General features: G+C 27.3%; 21 protein-coding genes. 18 read left to right on the forward strand and 3 right to left on the reverse strand.

From position 1 onward, the window contains the following. Window positions 1-279 precede the first annotated feature (279 nt). The 7 genes from Q7K47_02450 (at window position 280) to Q7K47_02480 (ending at window position 3,044) form a co-directional block, all read left to right on the forward strand. On the forward strand, window positions 280-510 hold the full coding sequence (locus tag Q7K47_02450; protein ID MDP0506068.1) for a hypothetical protein: 231 nt from the start codon (window positions 280-282) through the stop codon (window positions 508-510). A 99-nt stretch (window positions 511-609) separates the two neighbouring features. Next, window positions 610-831, forward strand: coding sequence for a hypothetical protein (locus Q7K47_02455; GenBank protein MDP0506069.1), 222 nt, complete (start codon window positions 610-612; stop codon window positions 829-831). Window positions 832-998: 167 nt separating this feature from the next. Next, window positions 999-1,316: a hypothetical protein gene (locus Q7K47_02460; protein ID MDP0506070.1), complete on the forward strand. Its 318-nt coding sequence runs from the start codon at window positions 999-1,001 to the stop codon at window positions 1,314-1,316. 527 nt (window positions 1,317-1,843) lie between these two features. After that, entirely contained in the window at window positions 1,844-2,077 is a 234-nt protein-coding gene (locus Q7K47_02465) for a hypothetical protein (protein MDP0506071.1), read from the forward strand. 59 nt (window positions 2,078-2,136) lie between these two features. Continuing rightward, window positions 2,137-2,268, forward strand: a complete 132-nt coding sequence (locus tag Q7K47_02470) for a hypothetical protein (GenBank protein ID MDP0506072.1) — start codon at window positions 2,137-2,139, stop codon at window positions 2,266-2,268. Window positions 2,269-2,277: 9 nt separating this feature from the next. Beyond that, complete coding sequence (locus tag Q7K47_02475; GenBank protein MDP0506073.1) at window positions 2,278-2,427, forward strand: Arm DNA-binding domain-containing protein; 150 nt, start codon at window positions 2,278-2,280, stop codon at window positions 2,425-2,427. Window positions 2,428-2,729: 302 nt separating this feature from the next. Continuing rightward, complete coding sequence (locus Q7K47_02480; GenBank protein MDP0506074.1) at window positions 2,730-3,044, forward strand: tyrosine-type recombinase/integrase; 315 nt, start codon at window positions 2,730-2,732, stop codon at window positions 3,042-3,044. A gap of 358 nt (window positions 3,045-3,402) precedes the next feature. On the opposite strand, the gene guaA is transcribed toward Q7K47_02480, so the two are convergent. Beyond that, complete coding sequence (gene guaA, locus Q7K47_02485) at window positions 3,403-4,941, reverse strand: glutamine-hydrolyzing GMP synthase (GenBank protein MDP0506075.1); 1,539 nt, start codon at window positions 4,939-4,941, stop codon at window positions 3,403-3,405. A gap of 49 nt (window positions 4,942-4,990) precedes the next feature. Beyond that, complete coding sequence (locus Q7K47_02490; GenBank protein MDP0506076.1) at window positions 4,991-5,395, reverse strand: single-stranded DNA-binding protein; 405 nt, start codon at window positions 5,393-5,395, stop codon at window positions 4,991-4,993. 169 nt (window positions 5,396-5,564) lie between these two features. Here Q7K47_02490 and polA point away from each other — a divergent pair, with 169 nt between their 5' ends. From polA to Q7K47_02535, 9 genes are all read left to right on the forward strand, one after another. Beyond that, window positions 5,565-8,360 carry a DNA polymerase I gene (gene polA, locus Q7K47_02495; protein MDP0506077.1) on the forward strand — a complete coding sequence of 932 codons (2,796 nt, stop codon included), beginning with the start codon at window positions 5,565-5,567 and terminating at the stop codon, window positions 8,358-8,360. A gap of 21 nt (window positions 8,361-8,381) precedes the next feature. Then, window positions 8,382-9,284: a DNA-binding protein WhiA gene (gene whiA / locus Q7K47_02500; GenBank protein MDP0506078.1), complete on the forward strand. Its 903-nt coding sequence runs from the start codon at window positions 8,382-8,384 to the stop codon at window positions 9,282-9,284. Window positions 9,285-9,293: 9 nt separating this feature from the next. Further along, window positions 9,294-10,223, forward strand: a complete 930-nt coding sequence (locus Q7K47_02505; protein ID MDP0506079.1) for a bifunctional riboflavin kinase/FAD synthetase — start codon at window positions 9,294-9,296, stop codon at window positions 10,221-10,223. Beyond that, window positions 10,186-10,908, forward strand: coding sequence for a ScpA family protein (locus Q7K47_02510; GenBank protein ID MDP0506080.1), 723 nt, complete (start codon window positions 10,186-10,188; stop codon window positions 10,906-10,908). Before Q7K47_02505 ends, Q7K47_02510 begins: the two co-directional genes overlap by 38 nt. Before the next feature lie 21 nt (window positions 10,909-10,929). Continuing rightward, complete coding sequence (gene murJ / locus Q7K47_02515) at window positions 10,930-12,390, forward strand: murein biosynthesis integral membrane protein MurJ (protein ID MDP0506081.1); 1,461 nt, start codon at window positions 10,930-10,932, stop codon at window positions 12,388-12,390. Further along, entirely contained in the window at window positions 12,391-13,932 is a 1,542-nt protein-coding gene (locus Q7K47_02520; GenBank protein MDP0506082.1) for a TaqI-like C-terminal specificity domain-containing protein, read from the forward strand. Window positions 13,933-13,945: 13 nt separating this feature from the next. Then, window positions 13,946-15,328, forward strand: coding sequence for a response regulator (locus Q7K47_02525; protein MDP0506083.1), 1,383 nt, complete (start codon window positions 13,946-13,948; stop codon window positions 15,326-15,328). A 143-nt stretch (window positions 15,329-15,471) separates the two neighbouring features. Next, a complete protein-coding gene (gene hcp, locus Q7K47_02530; GenBank protein MDP0506084.1) occupies window positions 15,472-17,109 on the forward strand; it encodes a hydroxylamine reductase in 1,638 nt (545 codons plus the stop codon). Between the two features lie 61 nt (window positions 17,110-17,170). Then, on the forward strand, window positions 17,171-17,344 hold the full coding sequence (locus Q7K47_02535; protein MDP0506085.1) for a 4Fe-4S binding protein: 174 nt from the start codon (window positions 17,171-17,173) through the stop codon (window positions 17,342-17,344). A 72-nt stretch (window positions 17,345-17,416) separates the two neighbouring features. On the opposite strand, the gene Q7K47_02540 is transcribed toward Q7K47_02535, so the two are convergent. Then, complete coding sequence (locus tag Q7K47_02540) at window positions 17,417-18,760, reverse strand: TldD/PmbA family protein (protein MDP0506086.1); 1,344 nt, start codon at window positions 18,758-18,760, stop codon at window positions 17,417-17,419. A gap of 449 nt (window positions 18,761-19,209) precedes the next feature. Between Q7K47_02540 and Q7K47_02545 the strand changes: the two genes are divergently transcribed. Together Q7K47_02545 and nudC are read left to right on the forward strand one after the other, a co-directional pair. Then, on the forward strand, window positions 19,210-21,159 hold the full coding sequence (locus Q7K47_02545; protein MDP0506087.1) for a [FeFe] hydrogenase, group A: 1,950 nt from the start codon (window positions 19,210-19,212) through the stop codon (window positions 21,157-21,159). A 116-nt stretch (window positions 21,160-21,275) separates the two neighbouring features. After that, window positions 21,276-22,040 carry an NAD(+) diphosphatase gene (gene nudC / locus Q7K47_02550; GenBank protein MDP0506088.1) on the forward strand — a complete coding sequence of 255 codons (765 nt, stop codon included), beginning with the start codon at window positions 21,276-21,278 and terminating at the stop codon, window positions 22,038-22,040. Window positions 22,041-22,077: the final 37 nt, after the last annotated feature.

Here is a 22,077-nt window from a genome sequence, read left to right on the forward strand (position 1 = left end):
GAATTCTATAGTGATAATCATATAGAAACTATGTTTTATGAAATGGAATTAAATGGTAACTTAAAAAAATAGATAAGAGTAGGTCTGAATACAATATTCTTTTAGATAAAATTTTTAAATTTGCAAATGAAGAATCCTTTGAAGATGAGGTAACGATAGGAAATTCAATAAGAAGAGTTTTAGAAGCCTATTCAACATTTTTATATAGAAAAAGTATCGGTTGATGAAGACATTTTATCAAATTTAAAAGAATCACATAGAGAATATTTTAAAAATTCAATGTATAAATTATTTTTACATGGTGAAAGTCATTTTGAAGAATTAATAAAAAATGATTTAGAGATGACATTTTATGAAGAAATATCACTTGAAGAAAAAATAAAAATTTCAAAAGATATAATTTCGTTTATGTATCTTCTTAATAAAAATCATATTTTATCTTATTTGAAAGATAAAAATGAAATAATAGATAAATGGTGTTTAGAAATTGAAGAGACTTTTAATGATTAAATAAGAAAATAGATTAAAAAAGAGGTAGTAGGAGAGCTTGGAATTACTTTAGATGGATTAAAAGATATAAAGGTAACAGAAAAAGTTCAAGGAGGATCTATTCCAGGAGATGATAAGTTTGTTAATAGACTAAATAAAATTTTAGAGATGGAAAAGGAAATAGATAAATTAAAAGATTTTAAATTTGAGTTAAGTGAACCTATAGATAAAGTAGAAAATGTATTGGAAAGAACTTTGTTGAGATATAGATATATTTTAGGAGTTGCCTGGGAAAAAGTTTCAGAAAAAATAGGGTATTTATTCTTTAAGACAAGTTATTAGAATTTATAGAAAAGCTTTAATATATGTCATTAAATGTTATATTGTGTCCTTGAAGGACTATATTAAAATATGCCATAGTGTAAAATATAAAAAATATTTAAATTTGTAACCTTTTTTAGTATAATATATTATGTAACTATAAAAATTATTCTAAGGGGGAGAGTATAGTGAAAGAAAAAATAATTTTAGAGATTAAGAAGAGAGAAATGGAAAAATTAGAAGCAAATAATAAAAAAGAAGATTGCATAAAAACTTTAAAAGATATTCCAATGGGGACTGATGTAGATGAGCTTTGTCAATTGGTTGCTAAAAGAGAAAGGGATGGGATAAAATTTTATAATAAAACGTGGATTTGTGATATGAGAGGATTTGGAGGTCCAACAGAAAGAGACTCTAAATATGAATTAATAGATATTGCAACCTTTAATGAAGAGGAGTTAAATGAAATTTTAGAAATAGTTAAATCTAGTAAATATATTATATAAAAAGAACTAAATATAGTTCTTTTTTTTATTTATTATAAATATAAAAAATATCGACATTTAGATAAAAAATCAGTATTATTTCAATATATTGAAAAAAATGAAAGAAAAATATATTGAAAGATAAAAGAAGAAAAAAATAATTCGAAAAAAACAAAAAGGAGAAGAAATGCTTTTACTAAAAATAATTGAGGATTCATTTAACAATGAAAAATTAAAGAATATTAGAATAAAAAAAAATCTATCTTTAGCAGAAGTTGCAGAAAAAATTGATATATAAGAAGCAACACTATATAGATATGAAACTGGAATAACTAAAAAAATCCCAATAAAAAAAGTTAAAAAATTAGCAGAAATCTATGATGTTAATTATACTTATTTTTATGGTTTAACATCTATACCATTGGCAACAACACTAATAGGAGTAATTGTTAGTTTTTTAAATGGGATATCATTAGATAATATTTATATAAGAAGTCAAATAGGTGGATTAATAGGATCTTCAAGTTATGGAGTTTTAAAAAAATATTTTGAAAAAAATAAAAGTGAAAATCCAAAAGAAATTTTGTATAGAGAGTGAAGATGAGAAAGGAGAGTATGAAGCTTTTAAAAGTATGAATCATTCATTTTTAAAAACAAAACAAGTTTTTTCTAAAGATGAAATGGAAGAAAGTGAAGCCTTTTTACTTTCTTCTTACTTTGCACACAAGGTAAAAAGAGAGTCAAAGATAATAGATGCAGATGTAGAATTTAACAAAAAATAAAGAGAGGATTAAATATGGAAGGAAAGGTAAAGTTTTTATCGGCAAAGGAGGTTGCAGATATGGAAAAGATATCGGAAACATCAGCTTATAGACTAATAAAAAAATTAAATGAGGAGTTAGAGAAGAAGGGGAAAATAACTATTAAAGTGAAAATTAGTAAAAGATATTTTGAAGAAAAAACATGTATATAGGGAGTGAATATGTCAGTATATAAAGGAGAAAATGGAAAGTACTATGTCTCATTTTATTATATGAGATGGAATGGAAAAAGAGTAAGAAAGAAAAAAGAAGGGTTTAAAACTAAGAAAGAAGCAATGCTTTATGAAAGAGATTTTTTGAAGGTAAAATAGAATTAACATTTGACAAGTTACTTGAAAAATATTTAGAAGATTCTAAAGCTAGAGTAAAGCCTACAACATATGAAAATAATGAATTTATTATTAATAAGAATATAAGACCTTATTTTAAAGTTTTAAAAATAAAAAATATATAAGCAACAACTATTAGACCTTGACAAAATACTTTGTTATTAAGTGAAAAAAATTATAGCCAAACATACTTAAAAACAATTAATAATCGTTTAAGTGCTATTTTTAATTATGCTGTACAATTTCATAAATTAGAAAAGAATCCATGTAAATTAAGTGGTAGTATGGGAAAAAAGAATGCCAATAGCATGAAGTTTTGGAAAAAAGATGAATATGATATTTTTATAAAAGGAATAGAAGATAAAATAATGTCTAAAGTAATATACGATATACTTTTTTATACAGGTATAAGAGTTGGAGAATTGTTGGCACTTACTTTAAATGATTTTAACTTTGAAACTAAAGTAATGTCAGTAACTAAAACTTATGCTAAATTGAAAGGTGGAAAAGATTTAATTCAAGAGCCTAAAATACCAAAAAGTAGAAGAGAAATAGTTATACCAGGAATTTTATGTGATGAAGTAAAAAAAATTTGCTGAGCTAAGATATGATTATAAACCAAATGAAAGATTATTTGTAGCAACAAAGCATTATTTACATCATGAAATGGATAGAGGAAGCAAAAATACGGGTATAAAAAGGATAAGAATACATGATATAAGACATTCTCACGCCTCTTTGCTTATTATCTCCAATAGCTATAGCAGAGCGTCTAGGACACGATGATATTCAAACAACATTACAAACATATTCACACTTATATCCAAACAAACAAGAAGAAATTGCTAAGAAATTAGAAAAATATATGACAAAATAAAAGGATGGTATATGGTACGAAATGGAATAAAAAAAACGCATAACCCTTTGAAAACAAAGGATTACACGCCTTGGCCGGTATTATTCCCACTCGATAGTTGCTGGTGGTTTAGATGAAATATCATAAGTTAATCTATTGATTCCTTTTACCTCATTTATAATTCTATTAGAAACTAATTCTAAGAATTCAAATGGAAGTCTTGACCAAGTAGCAGTCATGAAGTCAATAGTGTTTGCAGATCTAAGAACTGCAGTATATTCATAAGTTCTAACATCTCCCATAACTCCAACAGATTTTACAGGTAAAAGAACTACAAATGCTTGACTTACTTTTGTATATAAGTCTGCTCTTCTTAATTCTTCAATGAATATAGCGTCAGCTTCTCTTAAGATATCAGCTTTCTCTTTATCCACATCTCCTAAAATTCTGATTCCAAGTCCTGGACCTGGGAATGGATGTCTGTCGATCATATGATCTGGTATTCCAAGTTCTCTTCCAACTTTTCTTACCTCATCTTTAAATAATTCTCTTAGTGGCTCAAGAAGAGTGAAGTCCATATCTTCAGGAAGTCCTCCAACATTATGATGAGATTTGATTGTCATAGAAGGTCCTTTTACAGATTGTGATTCTATTACATCAGGATATATTGTTCCTTGTGCTAAGAAATCAACATCTTTTAATTTAGAAGCTTCTTCATTAAATACTTCAATGAATTCATTTCCAATTATTTTTCTTTTCTTCTCAGGATCAGCAACTCCTGCTAATTTTGTTAAGAATCTAGCTTCAGCATCAACACATTTGATGTTCATATGGAAATGTTCTGAATATACTTCCATAACTGTTTTTGCTTCGTCTTTTCTTAAAAGTCCAGTATCAACGAAGATACAAATTAATTGATCTCCAATTGCTTTATGGATTAAAGTTGCAGCAACAGAAGAGTCAACTCCTCCAGAAAGTCCTAGTAACACTTTCTTGTCTCCAACTTTTTCTTTTATGTTTTTAATAGTTTCATCTATATAGTTTGCCATACTCCAGTTTTTAGTACATTTTGCAATGTTAAAAACAAAGTTTCTATAGATTTCTTTTCCATATTCAGAGTGAGTAACTTCTGGATGGAATTGAACACAATAGATATTTTTTTCTTCATTATAACAAGTAGCTATACAAGAATCAGTATGTGCTATTTGTCTGAAACCAGGTGCTAATTCAACAACATGGTCTTGGTGACTCATCCATACTTGAGAATCATTAGGAATTCCTTCAAATAATGGACTTGCGTCATCATCTATTAAAAGATGAGCTTTCCCAAATTCTTGTTTGTCAGCAGCTTCTACTTTTCCACCTAAAAGATGAGTAGTTAGTTGCATTCCATAACAAATACCAAATATAGGAACACCTAAGTTATATATTTCTTTATCAATCATGAATGCATCTTCTAAATAAACAGAAGCTGGTCCACCTGATAAGATAATTCCTTTAGGTTCTCTTTCCTTAATTTTTTCAATTGGTTCAAAATAGGGAACGATTTCTGCGTAAACCCCCATCTCTCTTATTCTTCTAGCGATTAATTGGTTATATTGAGAACCAAAGTCTAGAATAATAATACTATTTTTTTTCATAATCCCTCCGTGTCGTAAATAAATTTATAAAAGTTTAGTTAACTAGCTTTTAGAATGGAAACTCATCATCATCAACTGGTGCAGATGGTGCACTTGATGGTGCTGGTTTGTCATATGTTTTTTGTTCTGCAGGTGCATGAGATCCTGCTCCTGATTTTGATTCTAAAAATTCGATATTTGAAACTACAACATCATAAGATGTTCTTTTTTCTCCGTTTACTTCGTATCTATTCATTTGTAAAGCACCTTGAACTCCGACTTTTCTACCTTTTCTCAAATACTCTCCAATAAGTTCTGCAGTTTTACCAAATGCTACACAATTTATAAAATCAGCTTCACCTCTTTGAAATGTTCTGTCAACAGCTATAGAAAATCTTGAGTAAGCCTTACCGCTTTGACCGTATTTTAATTCAGGGTCTCTTGTTAATCTTCCTGTTAATACAACTAAATTCATTTTAAAACCTCCCAAGTTTATAATTTAATTTTGATTATTTACTCATTCAATTATAGCAAAAAATACACATAAAAACAAGAAATATACTTGAATTATAATTTAAATAACATTCAATTATAATGCTATATATGGTATAATTAGGAGCAAATTAAAATTTGGAGGCTTAATGATGAAGAAAATAGTATTATTAGATACAAGTGCAATAATGTATAGAGCATTTTATGCAAATATGAATTTTAGAACAAAGAATGAACCAACTGGGGCAGTGTATGGTTTTACCAATACTCTACTTAGTGTTATCAAACAATTTTCTCCAGATTTTATCGGTGCAGCTAAAGACGTAAAAAGAGCAACTCTTAAAAGAAGTGAAATTTATGAAGAGTATAAACAAGATAGACAGGCAATGCCTGAAGATTTAGTAACTCAAATTCCTAGAATTGATGAAGTTTTAGACTCATTTGGAATAGGAAGATACAAAATAAATGGATATGAAGCTGATGATGTCCTTGGAACTATTAGTAAGAAATTTTCTCACGAAGGTTATGAAGTTTTCATAATTACTGGGGATAAAGATTTGGCTCAGTTAGTTGACAAAAATATAAACATCTGTCTTATGGGTAAGGGAGAAAATGGAGGATTCAAAATCATTTCAAATGATGAAGAAGTTATAGAACATCTTGGAGTTCCTGCTAGTAAAATACCTGATCTATTTGGACTTATTGGAGATAAAAGTGATGGAATACCTGGTGTAAGAAAAGTAGGACCAAAGAAAGCTATTCCAATGCTAAAAAAATATGGTGACTTAGAAGGTATATATGAAAACGTTGATCATCTAAGAGAACTTCCAGGAATAGGACCTGGATTAATAAAAAATATAGTTGAAGATAAGGAACTTGCTTTCCTAAGTAGAAAACTTGCAGTTATCAAAAAAGATATTGATCTTGATATAAAAATAGAAGATCTTGAATTTCATATAGATAGCGAAAGATTACTTGCTTTATTTAAAGAGCTTGGATTTAGAGCCCTTATTAAAAGAATGAACTTAAATGAAGTTGTTGAAAAAATGAAAGAAGCTAAAGAAAACAATCCAGTTTCTGAAAACTCTAAAACTACTGAAGTTAAAAATGACGAAATTGATGTTATATCTAAAAAAACTATTGAAGAAAATTCTTCTCAACTTGGACTTTTCTTTGGAAGTCCTGAAGCTAAGAAAGAGACAATTGAAAAAATTTCTAAAATAGTTTCTACTAAGGAAGATTTGAATGAATTAATAAAAGATTTAAAAACTGAGGAAAAAATATTCTTCTATCAAGAAGGACCTGGTATGTCCCTTGTTACAAAAAAAGGAAACTATTATATTCCTCTTTTCCATAATTTAAAATTAGGAGAAGCTTATAGTAATTTAGATAGAAAATATTTAGAAGAAATATTTAATTTAGATAAGAAATTTGTAACTTATGATTTTAAAAATATATTAAAAAATATATATAAATTACCTGTAAGTAAAATGGACCTTGATGAAATGCTTGCATATCATTTAATAACTTCTCAAACTAGAGTTGGTATTGAAGCTATTGCAATGAGAGAAGGTATTGAAGGTATATATAAATATAATGAAGTATTTAAAAAAGAAATTCCAGAAAATATTGGAATTCCTGATTTTGCTGATTTTTTAAACAAAAGAGTTAACCTTATTAAGGAAGTATATAAAGATTTAATAGAAGACTTAAAGGATAAAAATTTACTTGAAGTTTTACATGATATTGAGATGCCTTTAATAGAAGTTCTTAATAATATGGAAGAAAATGGTATCCTTATTAATAAAGAATATTTTTCTAAAATGTCTAGTGAAGTTGGAACTTTATTAGATAGTACTGAAAAGAAAGTATATGAAATTGCTGGAGAAGAATTTAATTTAAATTCTCCAAAACAACTAGCTGAAGTTTTATTCTTCAAGCTAAACATAGATCCTGTTAAGAAAACTAAAACTGGTTACTCAACTAACAGTGAAGTTTTAGAAGTCCTAAATGACAGGGGAGAAGAAATTGCAAAACATATATTAGAATATAGAAAATTTTCTAAATTAAAATCTACTTATCTAGATGCTCTACCAAAAGCAGCAGATAAAAACAATGTTATTCATACAACATTTAATCAAACAGGAACAGCAACTGGAAGATTATCTTCATCTGATCCAAACTTACAAAATATTCCTGTTAAAACAGAAGATGGAATTGAGATAAGAGAAGGATTTATTGCTGATTCAGGTTATAAATTACTTGGAATAGATTATTCTCAAATAGAATTAAGAGTTTTAACTGAAATTTCAAAGGATGAAAATCTAATTGAAGCATACAAGGATGATCAAGATTTACATAGTCTAACAGCTAGAAGAATATTTGATTTAAGTGATGAAGAAGAAGTTACTCCAAAACAAAGATCAATGGCTAAAATTGTAAACTTTAGTATTATCTATGGTAAAACTCCATTTGGTCTTTCAAAGGAATTAAAAATAACTAGAGCAGAAGCTACTTCATATATAGAAAGATATTTCCAAGAATATCCAAAGGTTAAAAAATTAGAAGAAGAAATAATTGAAAATGCCACTAAAACTGGTTATTCTGAAACATATTTTAAAAGAAGAAGAGATATTGAAGGAATAAATTCTAAAAATAAAAACCTTAGAAATCAAGCAGATAGAATGGCTGTAAATACAGTTATCCAGGGTACTGCTGCTGAGATAATTAAAAAAGTTATGATTGAAGTATATAACGAAATTAAAAATAATGAAGATATAAAAATGTTACTACAAGTACACGATGAGCTTATTTTCCAAGTAAAAGAAGATAAAATTGAAAATTATAAAACTATTATAGAAAACATTATGGAAAATACTGTACATTTTGATAATGTAAGGTTGAAAGTTAATGGTGCCATTGGTGAAAATTGGGCAGAAACTAAATAGTTTCAGAAAGGAGAATTGCAAATGTCCTATACCTATAAAGTTAAAAATGAGATAATTAAAAAGTCTAATTACACAACAAAAGAAAAAGTAGCAGAATTACGTGGAATTTTAGAGGTAAAAAATGCTATACTTAAAGATAGAATAGAGTTAAAATTAGAAAGTATAGAACTTGCTAACAGAGTTTACAGAATTTTAAAGGAAGTTACAAATTTAAAAATAAACGTTAAATACCTTGTAAGTATGCATTTTGGAGAACATAAAACATATGTCATTACAATTGAAAAGCAAAATGGTTTTAAAGATCTTTTGAATATACTTGAAACTTGTAATGAAGATAAGCTTATAGAAGATGAAGAAAAAAGAGTTGGTTTCATAAGAGGACTGTTTCTTATGACTGGATATATTAAATCTCCTGAAAAGGAATACGCTCTTGATTTCTTTATTGATAATATAGAAATTGCTGAAGAATTATTTAGAGTTTTTGAAAAATTACATAAAAAAGTATTTATAACAGATAAAAGAAAAAAGAAACTTGTTTATTTTAGAAATTCTGAAGATATCCTAGATGTACTTGTTATGCTTGGAGCTATTAAAGAATTTTATAAATATGAAGAAACTACCATGATGAAGGATTTAAAAAACAAAACAATTAGAGAAATGAATTGGGAAGTTGCAAATGAAACAAAATCCTTAAATACTGGTTTAAAACAAATAAGAATGGTTAATTATATTGGAGCAAACTTAGGACTTAACAACTTAACTCCTGTACTTGAGGAAGTAGCTTTCTTAAGACTTGAAAATCCTGAGGCTTCTTTACAAGAATTAGCACAAATGATTGGAATATCAAAATCAGGTATCAGAAACAGGTTCAGACGTATTGAAACAATTTACAATGAACTACTAAAAGAAACTGAAAAGGAGTAAAATTTTTACATGAAGGTAATAAAAGATATATTAAAATGCGATGAAAAATTAAATAATAGTTATGTTGCCCTTGGAACTTTTGATGGTATTCATAGGGGACATAGAGAACTTATACAAGGAGCTGTTGATAAAGCTAGAGAAAATAACGGTATTTCTGTTGTTTACACTTTTTTAAATCATCCCTTGGAAGTAATTTTTCCAGATAAGAAACCTAAAATGATTAACACTACTAAGGAAAAATTATTTATTTTAGAGGAAATCGGTGTTGACTATGTTGTTTTACAAACCTTTGATGATGATTTTGCAAATATCACCAAGGAAGATTTTATTGACAAAATATTACTTGAAAAATTAGGAGCTAAAGAAATTTTTGTTGGATTTAACTATACTTTTGGTCAAAAGGGAAAAGGAAACACTGAGTTTTTACAAGAGTATACTAGATGCAAAGATTTAAAAATAAATATTATTCCCCCTGTTGAATGTAGAGGGAAGGTTCTTAGTTCAACTGTTATTAGAAAACTTATACTTGAAGGTAAGATGGAAAAAGCTAATCTTTTCCTAGGAAGACCTCTTTTAATTTCTGGTATTGTTGAACATGGTAAGAAACTTGGAAGAATGTTAGGATACCCAACTGCTAATCTTAAAATAATGAATAAAATTTATCCTCCATTTGGAATATATGGTGGAACTGTTACAATTGAAGGAGATGATAATGTCCATATAGCTGTTATTAATATAGGACAAAATCCAACTTTAAAGCCTGGTGAACTAAGTGTTGAAGTTCATATTCTTGATTTCCAAGGAGACTTATATGGAAAAAGAATATATGTTGATTTAGAAAAACATTTACGTGATGAAAAGAAGTTTGACTCTATAGAAGACTTAATAAAAGGAATTGGAAATGATGTTAAAAGATGGAGAGAAATCAAAGGAAAATAAAGATGAAATAGTTTTCAAATTAGATAATTTTGAAGGGCCACTGGAACTTTTAATTTATTTAATAGAGAAAAAGAAAGTTAAAATTTCAGAGGTTAAAATTTCTCAAATTATAGATGAATATCTAGAGATAATGGAAGATCTTAAGAATCAATCCTTAGATATTAAAGTTGAATTTTTAATTATGGCAACTGAGCTTTTAGAAATTAAAGCAAAATCAATCCTTAGTATTGATAAGGAAAAAGATTCTGAAAAAGAACTTAAGAGAAAACTAGAAGAATATAAATTATTTAAACAAGTTACTACTGAAGTAAGAAAAATTGAAAATGAATTTAATATTTCTTATTCCAAAAAAGATGGAAAACAAATTAAAAAAGTTGAATCTAAGGAATATGATTTAAATAAGCTTACCCTTGAGGATGTATATAAAACTTATAAAAAATTTATTGATAAGCAAGAGAAAGAATTTATTGAGATAAAATATGAAAAAACATATTCCATAGAAGATGAAAAGGAAAAAATACTTATAAGCATCTACGAAGAAGAGAAATCCTTAGAAACTTTATTTGAGATTTCAGAAAGTAGAATGCATTTAGTATATATTTTCCTGGCATTACTTGATTTTTATAAAGAAGGAGTAATTGATATAATTTCAATAGAAGAAACTATATTTATAAAAAGATTTTAGACCTGTGGTCTTGGAGGATGTATGTTTAAGAGTGGATTTTTTATGATGATAATAACTTTAGTTAGTCGTGTGTTAGGACTTGCTAGAAGTGTTGTTATAGCATATTATTTTGGAGCATCTGCAAGTACAGATGCTTTTTTTAGTGCCTTTAAAATAAGTAATTTTTTTAGGCAACTACTTGGGGAGGGAGCTCTTGGAACATCTTTCATTCCCCTATATAATGAAAAGGTTAAAGTTCAAGGGGAAGAAGAGGGAAGAAAATTTATATTTTCAATTATGAATATCGTTCTAATCTTTTCTATTATTGTTGCCCTTTGTACAGCTATATTTTCTAAGGAAATAATAGGTTTTATTGTTGGAGGATTCTCTTATGAAACTCAAATGATAGCATCTTATTTACTTAGAATAATGTCATCTTATTTTATATTTATAGCCCTAGCTGGTATGATTGGAGCAATATTAAATAATTTTAAATGCTTTGCATTACCTGCATCAACATCTATATTTTTTAATTTAGCAATACTAGGGTCTGCTATTTTATTTGGTAGAAAATATGGTATACAGGCCATGGCTTATGGTATTTTATTAGGTGGGGCAATACAGTTATTAATTCTTCTTCCTACTTTTTTAAAAAAAGTTAGAGGATATGAATTTAAGATAATATTTAAAGATGAATATTTAAAAAAATTATTATTCTTAATTCTTCCAATGTTAGTTGGAATATTTGCAAGACAGATAAATACAATGGTTGACCAATTCTTTGCATCTTATTTACAAAGTGGAGGAGTTTCAGCCTTAGAAAACGCAACTAGATTATATTCTTTACCTATTGGGGTTTTTGGAATATCAATCTCAACTGTTATTTATCCAACTCTTTCAAAAAAAATAGTTAATAATGATTTTAAAGCTGTGGAAGATAATATATTAAAGGGATTAAATATTTTAATGTTCTTTGTTATTCCTTCTATGGGAGTATTTTGTTTTTATTCAAAGGAAGTTGTTACTTTATTATTTGGATATGGGAAGTTTGGAAGTGAAGCTATAAATGTAACAGGTAGCGCTCTACTTTTCTATTCGTTAGGACTATATTTTTATACGGCAATACATCTATTAACTAGATCTTTTTATGGAATGAAAAACAGTAAAGATCCTGTTAAATTCTCAGTTATTTCTATAATTGTTAATATTATATTAAACGCATTGTTGATTGGTCCTTTAAAATATAAAGGTCTTGCATTATCAACTTCAATTGCTGCTATGTGTAATTTTGGTTTATTATTCTATTATTTTAGAAAAAAATATATTAAGTTAAATTGTAAACCATTATTTAAGTTTAAAATAAAAGTCTTAGCAGCTACTATAATTAGTATTTTAGGAAGTTTCTATATAGATAACATTATTATTAAGTTAGTTATATTCTCACTTATTTATTTATCTTTATGGGCTTATCCTATCTATAAAAAGAAATTAGAGGTATTTTAAATGGGAAAAAACAATTACAAAGTTTATACACCTTCTAAGTATGCTGAAATTATAATTAATTCAGCTTTAAAAAATTATTTTCAAGATGTATACACAAAGAAAAAATTAGACAAATTAAGGGTCGTAGATTTATCTTGTGGCACAGGAAACTTACTTTGCCTCATGCTAGAAAAATTAATTCAATTATCTTACGAGATTAATGGAAAATATTCATACAATCCTAAATGGTTAAAAGGCTATGATTTAGATAAAAATGCTGGAGAAAAATATGATAATAATATACAAAAAATACTTAAGCATTACGGCTTAAATGGTCATACTTCATTTGAAAATAGTGATGGATTGTTAATAGAAAATCATGGAAAATATGATATCGTTCTTGGTAATCCTCCTTATATTGGAGAAAAAAATAATAAGGAACTATTTGATAAAATTAAAGGCACTGATTTTGGAGAAAAATACTATGAATCTAGAATGGATTACTTTTATTTTTTCATAGAAAAAGCAATTGAAATATTAAAACCAAATGGAATCCTTTCATATATTACTACTAACTATTGGCTAAAGGCAGACAGTGGTAAAACCCTCAGATATTATCTTCGTAAAAAAGGAAAATTTCTTGAAATTAATAACTTCAATATGTCTGTATTTGAAGAAGCTCCTGGACAACATAATATTATATTTTTGTGGAAGAAAATCACTGATGAGTTTATTTATAATCACGAAGAATTTAAAGTTACTGTCACTTTAGAAAATGTTGATTTTATAATGAATGAAAAAGATTTATATAGTCCTACTGGAAGAATTAGATTAATAAAAGAAAATGATTTAAAATTTAATAAAAGAATTTATGGTAAATCAAATTATAAATTAAAAGAACTTTTTTCTATTAATCAAGGTATTATTTCTGGCTGTGATAAAGCTTTTGTTTTAAAAGAATATGACGAAAGATTTAAAGATTATTTAAAACCTTTATATAAAAATAAAGATATTTTAAAATATTCATATAACGAAGAAAATAAATATTGGGTACTTTATATTGATAGTGATAAAAAAATTGATAGTTATCTTAGAAGTCACCTTCTTAATTACCGAGAAAAACTAGAAAAAAGAAGAGAAGTTAAAACTGGTAGAATAAGTTGGTATGAACTTCAATGGGCTAGAAAAGAGCATATATTCTTAGATGAAAAGATAATAGTTAGACAAAGATGTAAGACTAATTTATTTGCTTACTCAAATAAAGCTTTTTATGGAAGTGCTGATATTTATTATCTTACTCCAAAGGAAAAGTCTTTAAACATTTTTTATGTTCTAGGATATTTAAATTCTAATATTTTCTATAAATGGTATAAATTAAATGGTAAATCAAAGGGTTACAATCTTGAGTTTTATGCAACTCCTTTAAAAGAAATACCTATTTATTATCCTGAAAATGATTTAGAAACTAAATATGTTGAAAAACTTGTAAAAGAACAAATTAAAATTTATTCTGATGAAAGACAAAACAAAATAGATCTATATTTTAGAAATCTATTTAAATAAAAGAGGTGAAAATATGATTTTTAAAGAAGCATTTATGAATTATCCTATTATAATTCTTCTAATTGATCCTGAAGATGGAAAAATCATTGCTGCAAATAATAAAGCAGCTGAAGTTTATGAATATCCCCTTGAAAAATTAAATACTATGAACATCATGGATTTAAATAAATTTAATCCTAAAAAAATAAAAGAAGAAATGGAAAATGCTAGGAGTAAAAATAAAAATTACTTCCATTTTCCACATATTACTTCAAGTGGTAAGATTATCCTCATGGATGTTCAAAGCTTACCAACTATAATTAATAACAAACAATTTTTAGTTTCTTTTATTTATCCTTGTAAAAGTAAAGAATATTTAAATAATTCTGTAATGAGATTTATTCGTGAAGCTAAAACTCTTGCCAAGGTTAGAAATAATTTCTTTTCAAATATGAGTCATAATATGAGAACTCCAATGAACGCTGTTATCAATTATGCAAAATTTGGAATGGATGAAAGTAAAAATGAAAAAGAAGCAACATACTTTAAGCAAATTTACACTAGTGGTAATTATTTGCTTAAAATTTTAAATGAGAATCTAGAAAAAGAAAATACCAAAACTCATGTTTTAAAAAAAGAAATAATTAGCTTAAAAGAAATATTTCTTAACATTTTAACTATTACAACTCCTAAAGCTAAATCTAAAAAAATTAACCTTATCACCAATCTTGAAAAATTTCAAAAAAAAGATGAAAAAATATTTTGTAACAAAACGAGAATCAGTCAATTAATTATAAACAGTTTAAACAATGCTATTAAGTACAGTGAAATAAATCAAAATCTGATTTTAGATATTAATTTATTAAAATTAGATTCAAATAAATACTCTTTAGAATATACAATTATATGTACTGATTCAAATGAAGAAAAAATTACTTCTATTTCTAAAATACCAGTTGAACTAATTAAAGAAATAGAAAATCTAAAGATACCAGATAAATATAAAAGTGAAGGCTCTAAAAATTATGATACTTCTCTTAAAATATTAGTTTGCGAAGATAATGAAATAAACTTTAAAATTATACACAAACTTTTAAGTTCAAAGGGACATAATGTTGATATTGCTGAAAATGGCCTAATTGGTTTAAATAAAGTTAAATCTAAAAAATATGATTTAATAATCATGGATATTAAAATGCCTATAATGGACGGACTAGAAGCCAGTAAAGAAATTAGAAAATTTAATAAACATATTCCTATAATAGCTTTATCTGCAAATTCTTATGAAAAAGACATTCAAAAATCATTAGAAGTAGGAATGAATATTCATTTATCTAAACCAATTGAACCAAAAAAATTATTTGAAACTTTAAAAATTTTAGCTCTGAAAAAAACAACTCCATCTATTTCTTTATGAGGGTTAAAGCAAAAAAACTAAATACCTTAAAACCTTTTATTTTAAATAAAGATTACATTTTTTTAAACTAAATATATATTCTAAAAGTCAAAAGGTTATAGGGTATTTTTTTTGGTTAAAGTAAGATTGATAGGAGGGAATTAATGGAAGAAAAAATGTTTTGTTGGCAATGTCAAGAAACTGCAAGAAACACTGGATGTACTGTTAGAGGTGTGTGTGGTAAAAATGACACGGTAGCTAGAATTCAAGATTTATTAATTTACACTACAAAGGGACTTTCTGAAGTAACAACTAGACTAAGAGCTGAGGGAGAAAAAATTTCAAAGGAAACCAATCGTTTAGTAACTCTTAATCTTTTTACAACTATCACCAACGCAAATTTTGACGAAGAGGCCCTAAAGGATCGAATAGAAAAAACTATCGCTTTAAGAGATGAATTAATTAAAAAATTAAAGGATAAGACTGGACTTTCAAAAGCTGCTTTATTTAATGATAAAAGAGAGAATTTTGAAATTTTCCATGAAGGAGTTGGAGTACTTGCAACTGAAAATGAAGATATTAGAAGTCTTAGAGAACTAATTACTTATGGATTAAAAGGAATCTCAGCTTATGCTAAACATGCTGATGTTTTACTTGAAAATAATGAAGAACTTGATACCTTTATTCAAAGTGCTTTAGCAAAAACTTTAGATGATAATTTAGTTGTCGCTGATCTTGTTAATTTAACTTTAGAAACAGGAAAATACGGGGTAGAAGCTATGGCTTTACTTGATAAAGCTAATACTGGTACATATGGAAATCCTGAAATAACTGAAGTTAATATAGGGGTTAGAAAAAATCCTGGAATACTTGTATCTGGACATGATTTAAGAGATTTAGAAATGTTATTTGAACAAACAAAAGGAACTGGAGTAGATATCTATACTCACTCTGAGATGTTACCTGCTCATTACTATCCAAAATTTAAAAAATATGATAATTTTGTTGGAAACTATGGAAACGCTTGGTGGAAACAAAAAGAAGAGTTTGAATCATTTAATGGTCCTATCCTTATGACAACAAACTGTATTGTTCCTCCTAAGGATTCATATAAAGATAAAATATTTACAACAGGTTCTGCTGGGTTCCCTGGATGTAAACATATTCCTGGAGAAGTCGGAGAAATTAAAGATTTTTCTGAAATAATTGAAATGGCTAAAAATTGTCCTCCTCCAAAAGAAATAGAAACTGGAAAAATTGTAGGAGGTTTTGCGCATAATCAAGTTATTGCTCTTGCTGATAAAGTTGTAGAAGCTGTGAAATCAGGAGCTATTAAGAAATTTGTAGTTATGGCTGGTTGTGATGGAAGACAAAAAGGTAGAGATTATTATACTGAATTTGCAAAAGCTCTTCCTAAAGATACTATTATCTTAACTGCTGGTTGCGCTAAATATAGATATAATAAATTAGATTTAGGAGATATTGGAGGAATTCCTAGAGTTCTAGATGCAGGACAATGTAATGACTCTTATTCTCTAGCTGTAATTGCTTTAAAATTAAAAGAAGTCTTTGGATTAGAAGATATTAATGAATTACCAATCATATATAACATAGCTTGGTATGAACAAAAAGCTGTAATCGTATTACTTGCTTTACTTTACTTAGGAGTTAAGAATATTCATTTAGGACCAACACTACCTGCATTTTTATCACCAAATGTTGCCAATGTTTTAATTGAAAACTTTAAAATTGCTGGAATAGGAACTGTTGAAGAAGATATGAAAATATTCTTTAATAATTAGAAACTAACTCACCATGAATTAGTGATTTTATATTTATTTATTAAGTTTAGGAGGGATGTTTATGCATGTAATCAATGAAAGTGAATGTATTGGATGTGGAGCTTGTGCTGGTGTATGCCCTGTGGACGCAATTGCGCCTACTGAAGAAGGGAAATATAGAATAAGTGACACTTGTATTAATTGTGGAGCTTGTGTAGAAACTTGTCCTGTAGATGCAATTTCTCCAGGAGATTAATAATTCTTAACCTTAAACTTATTATTAAAAAAGGGGCTGTAAAACAGCTCCTTTTTTAATATAATTTATTTTCTAATCACTTTCAATATTTAAACCTTTTATTAAAAGAGAAGGACAACCAATTCCAGAAGAATCAAATTTAAAGTCATTTCCTAATTTTTTAATATTATTTAATAGTTCATAAAAGTTTCCAGCTATTGTTATTTGATTTAAACCTTTATCTAACTTTCCATCTTTAATATAAAAACCTTCTCCTGCTAATGAAAAATCACCTGATATAGAATTTAATCCTGAATGTAATCCTGCAAAACTAGTTATATAAACTCCGTTTCCAATCTCTTTAAATAAATCTTCAAGAGAAGTTTCACCATTTTTCAAATAAAGATTATAGCATGATGTTCCTATAGTCCCTTTATAACCACCTTTACTGGCATTTCCTGTGGATTTTACTCCGTCTTTTTTAGCAGTTTTTAAATTATATAAATAAGTTTTTAATACTCCGTCCTTTATTATTTCTTTATATTCAGTAGGTACTCCCTCTGCATCAAAAGATGAATTAGAATACCCATCTTTTAAAAATGGATCATCTATTAAGGTTATATTTTCATTTGCAATAACTTCATTTAATTTTCCTTTTAATTTTGATATTCCCTTTTGAACAGATTCAGCATAAAAATTTCCAAGCATGCTTCCTAGTAAAGAAGCAAAAGTTAAGTTTTCTACAACACATAAATCATTATCTAAAGATACATTAATTACATCTAATTTTGAAATTGCTTTTTTTACAACTTCATCTCCAAGTTTCTTATAATCAAAGTCAGAAAATCTTTTACCAATTTTAAAATCATAGGCTGTTTTAATTTTATCTTTTTCCATAACAGAAATTGAAAGAACTGTATAGGCAAAATTTCCCTCATCTCTTAAATCAATTCCCTTTGAATTTTTTATAACTCTTTCACCTTTTCCTATTACAAATGTGCAGTTATTTATATTCTTTATTCTCTTATCCAAAGATTTAACATAACTTTCCATTTTAAATAAAAAATCTTTCATATCATCAACAGTAATATCTTCTAATTCTTTACTATAAGTTTCTGTCTCTTTATATTCACATTTTTCACCGAATATTATTTGTTCATCTGTATTTTCTATTATAGAAGCATTTTCCTTAGCTTCATTAATTAAAAACATTATATCTTCTTCTTCAAAACTTTCACTATATGAATAACCCATTTTATCCTGAAACTTTCCTCTAAAAGAAATTCCTTGATTGGTATTATCTGAGAAAGAATCAATCTTACTATCAAAAACTTTAACAGTAGTATTTTCACCAGACATATAGTAAACTTCAAATTCCTCTATCTTAAGTTCTTTAGCTTTTTTAAAAAGTTTTTCTATAAATATATTTTTATTCATTATTCCTCCTAACTACAGTATAGTATAATTATATCATGAATTTAAAAATAAAATTATAGCATTTTTTTACCAATTTTTAAAAAAAGCAACGTATTTTTAATAAGATTTTAATTTGTTCACTATAAATTAATATTTTTAATTCATACTTGATAAATTTTTAATCAAATACCCCTCTTTTTCACAAGAAATTTTTTTTATATTTTTTGTTTTCTTTTAACTTAAATCCTCATAAATTCTTGTACATCAAACATTAAAACAAAGAAGCTTTAATTATTAAAATTATATATGTTAAAACTGTTAACTTTTTACCTTTTTAAAGAATAGTTTTTCATCTGTTAAGTAATATTTAAATTTTTATGTTTATCTTTTTCAATTTTCATAGTATAATAGGAAATATGGATATGGTTTATTAATTTTTTAAAATTTAGTTTAAAATTTAGGAGGAAGTAATGTTTGAAAATAATCTTTTTAGCGGTAATAAACAAGTTATCATACAGAGTTCTGTAGGTTCTGTGTTTTCTTCTACAGCTGAAAAAGAATTAAAAGCAGCTATTAAAAAGGGAGATAATGCTATTGCTATTTCAGGAAGAGTAGTTAATCCCGGGGTTTACGAGATATCAGATGGTTTCTCTCTAAAGGATGTAATTGATTTAGCTGGGGGTATATCAGGTAAGAAAAAATTCAAAGCAGCTCAATTTGGGCTACCATTTGGAGGTTTCATTACTGAAGAGTTTTTAAATACTCCAATAGATAACAAATTATTTAGTAAAAACAACAATAGAAGTATTATAATATTATCAGAAGAAGACTGTATTATATCTTTTTCTAAATTCTATATTGAGTTTTTATTAGGTAAAATGCAACAAAGAGGATATTTAGGATATTCTAGAGTTCAATATGAAATAGAAAGAACTTGGAGAGTTTTAGAAAGAATCTCAATGGGTAAAGCAAACATGAGAGATGTTTTCCTATTAAGACAACTTTCAGAAGCTATCAAGCATACTTTAAATCAAGAAAGTAATTTAGTTCTTGAATCAATTGATAAATTTTATGATGAATATAAAAGTCATATAGAAAGAGGAACTTGCCCAGCTGGACAATGTATCCAACTTTTAAAATTTAAAATCACAAGTAAATGTATTGGTTGTACAGCTTGTGCGAGAGTTTGTCCAGTTAACTGTATTTCTGGAGAATTAAAGAAAAAACATAGAATTGATAATGATAAATGTACTCACTGTGGTCAATGTGTTGTTGCTTGTCCAGTTGGTGCAATTTTCGAAGGAGATCATACAATTCAATTATTAAGACATATTGCTACACCTAATAAGGTTGTAGTTGCACAAATAGCTCCAGCTGTAAGAGTTGCCATTGGTGAAGCTTTTGGTTATGAACCTGGAGAAAACTTAGAAAGAAAATTAGTTGCTGCACTTAAGAAAATAGGTGTTGACTATGTATTCGATACAAGTTGGGCAGCTGATCTTACTATAATGGAAGAAGCTACTGAATTCCAACACAGATTAGAAAAATTCTATAATGGAGAAGAAGTTAAACTTCCAATTCTAACTTCTTGTTGTCCTGCATGGATTAAATTCTTTGAGCAAAGTTATCCTGATATGCTAGATGTTCCATCATCTGTAAAATCACCTATGGAAATTTTCTCAACTGTAACAAAGGATTTATGGGCTAAAAATTTAGGTTTAACTAGAGAACAAGTTTCTGTAGTTGCTATAATGCCTTGTTTAGCTAAAAAATATGAAGCTTCAAGAGATGAATTTTCTAGAGGAGATAACTATGACACAGATTTTGTTATCACAACAAGAGAGTTAATAAAAATCTTTAAACAGTCAAATATAGATTTAAATGATATGGAAGATGAAGAATTCGATGATCCATTAGGAGAATATTCAGGAGCTGGAATCATCTTTGGAAGAACTGGAGGAGTTATCGAAGCAACAACAAGAACAACCGTTGAGATGATTACCGGTAAAAGATTAGATGATATAGAATTCCACGAACTTAGAGGATGGGAAGGATTCAGAACTGCTGAAGTTAAGCTTGGACATGTTGAGCTTAGAGTAGGTATTGCCCACGGATTAGAAGAAGCCGCTAAAATGCTAGATAAAATAAGAGCTGGAGAAGAATTCTTCCACGCTATTGAAATCATGGCATGTAAAGGTGGATGTATTGGTGGAGGTGGACAACCAAAAGCCAGAAAGAAAATGGAAGTTCTTAAAAAAAGAGCTGAAGGGTTAAATAGTATTGATAAGGCCAAAGTAATTAGAAGATCTCATGAAAATGAATCTGTTAAAGCTATTTATAGAGATTACTTAGACCACCCAATGAGTAGAAAAGCTCATGAATTATTACATACTAAATATTTCCCAAAATTAAAATACTAAAATTGCCTAAAAAACTTACCCTAAAAAACCGCTATATTTTATATAGCGGTTTTTTTTATTCTTCTATTATGATATAATTTTTTTATAAGATTATTATATAAAGGAAGGGTTGTACTATGGAATTATATATATATGCAGGAGATAAAATACTTAGAAAGGATGATGAAAATGAACTTATTGTTCCTTCAGAAAAAGAATTTACAATTGATCAAGATTTTGAGTTTAAACCATTTAAACTAAACGATAAAAAAGCTGGATATTTAGTTGAAGTAGATGAAAAATATGATATCCCTGAGGGCTTTAAATTTGAAGATATTAAAAAATGTAGACGTTTTCATAAAAACGAAGTTTATTCTAGAGTGATTCAAGCTAAGGCTATTTTAAATTGGGATAGAACTCATAGATATTGCGGAATTTGTGGAGAAAAATTACCTCCAATGAATGAAGATAAATCAAAAGTTTGTCCTAAATGTAAAAAACTATTATTTCCTGAAATAGCTTGTGCTATTATTGTGGGAATAACTAAAGGAGATAAATTGCTTCTTGCTCACAATACTAATTTTTTAAAGGATAGATATAGTATCCTTGCTGGCTTTGTAGAATTAGGGGAAACTCTTGAAGATGCAGTTAGAAGAGAAATAAAAGAAGAGGTCAACATTAATGTTAAAAACATTAAATATTTTGGTTCTCAATCTTGGCCTTTTCCTAGTTCTATGATGTTTGGATTTACTGCTGAATATGAAAGCGGTGAAATTGATCCTGATGGAATAGAAATTGAAAAAGGAAATTGGTTCTCAAAGGACAATGTTCCAAATATTCCTCCTTATGGAAGTATCTCTAGAGAAATCATTGATTACTGCTTAAATAAAAATGAAAAATAATATAGTAAAAAGGATTGCTTACGCAATCCTTTTTTTA

This window comes from Fusobacterium sp. JB019, assembly GCA_030673965.1.
Taxonomy (GTDB): domain Bacteria; phylum Fusobacteriota; class Fusobacteriia; order Fusobacteriales; family Fusobacteriaceae; genus Fusobacterium_B.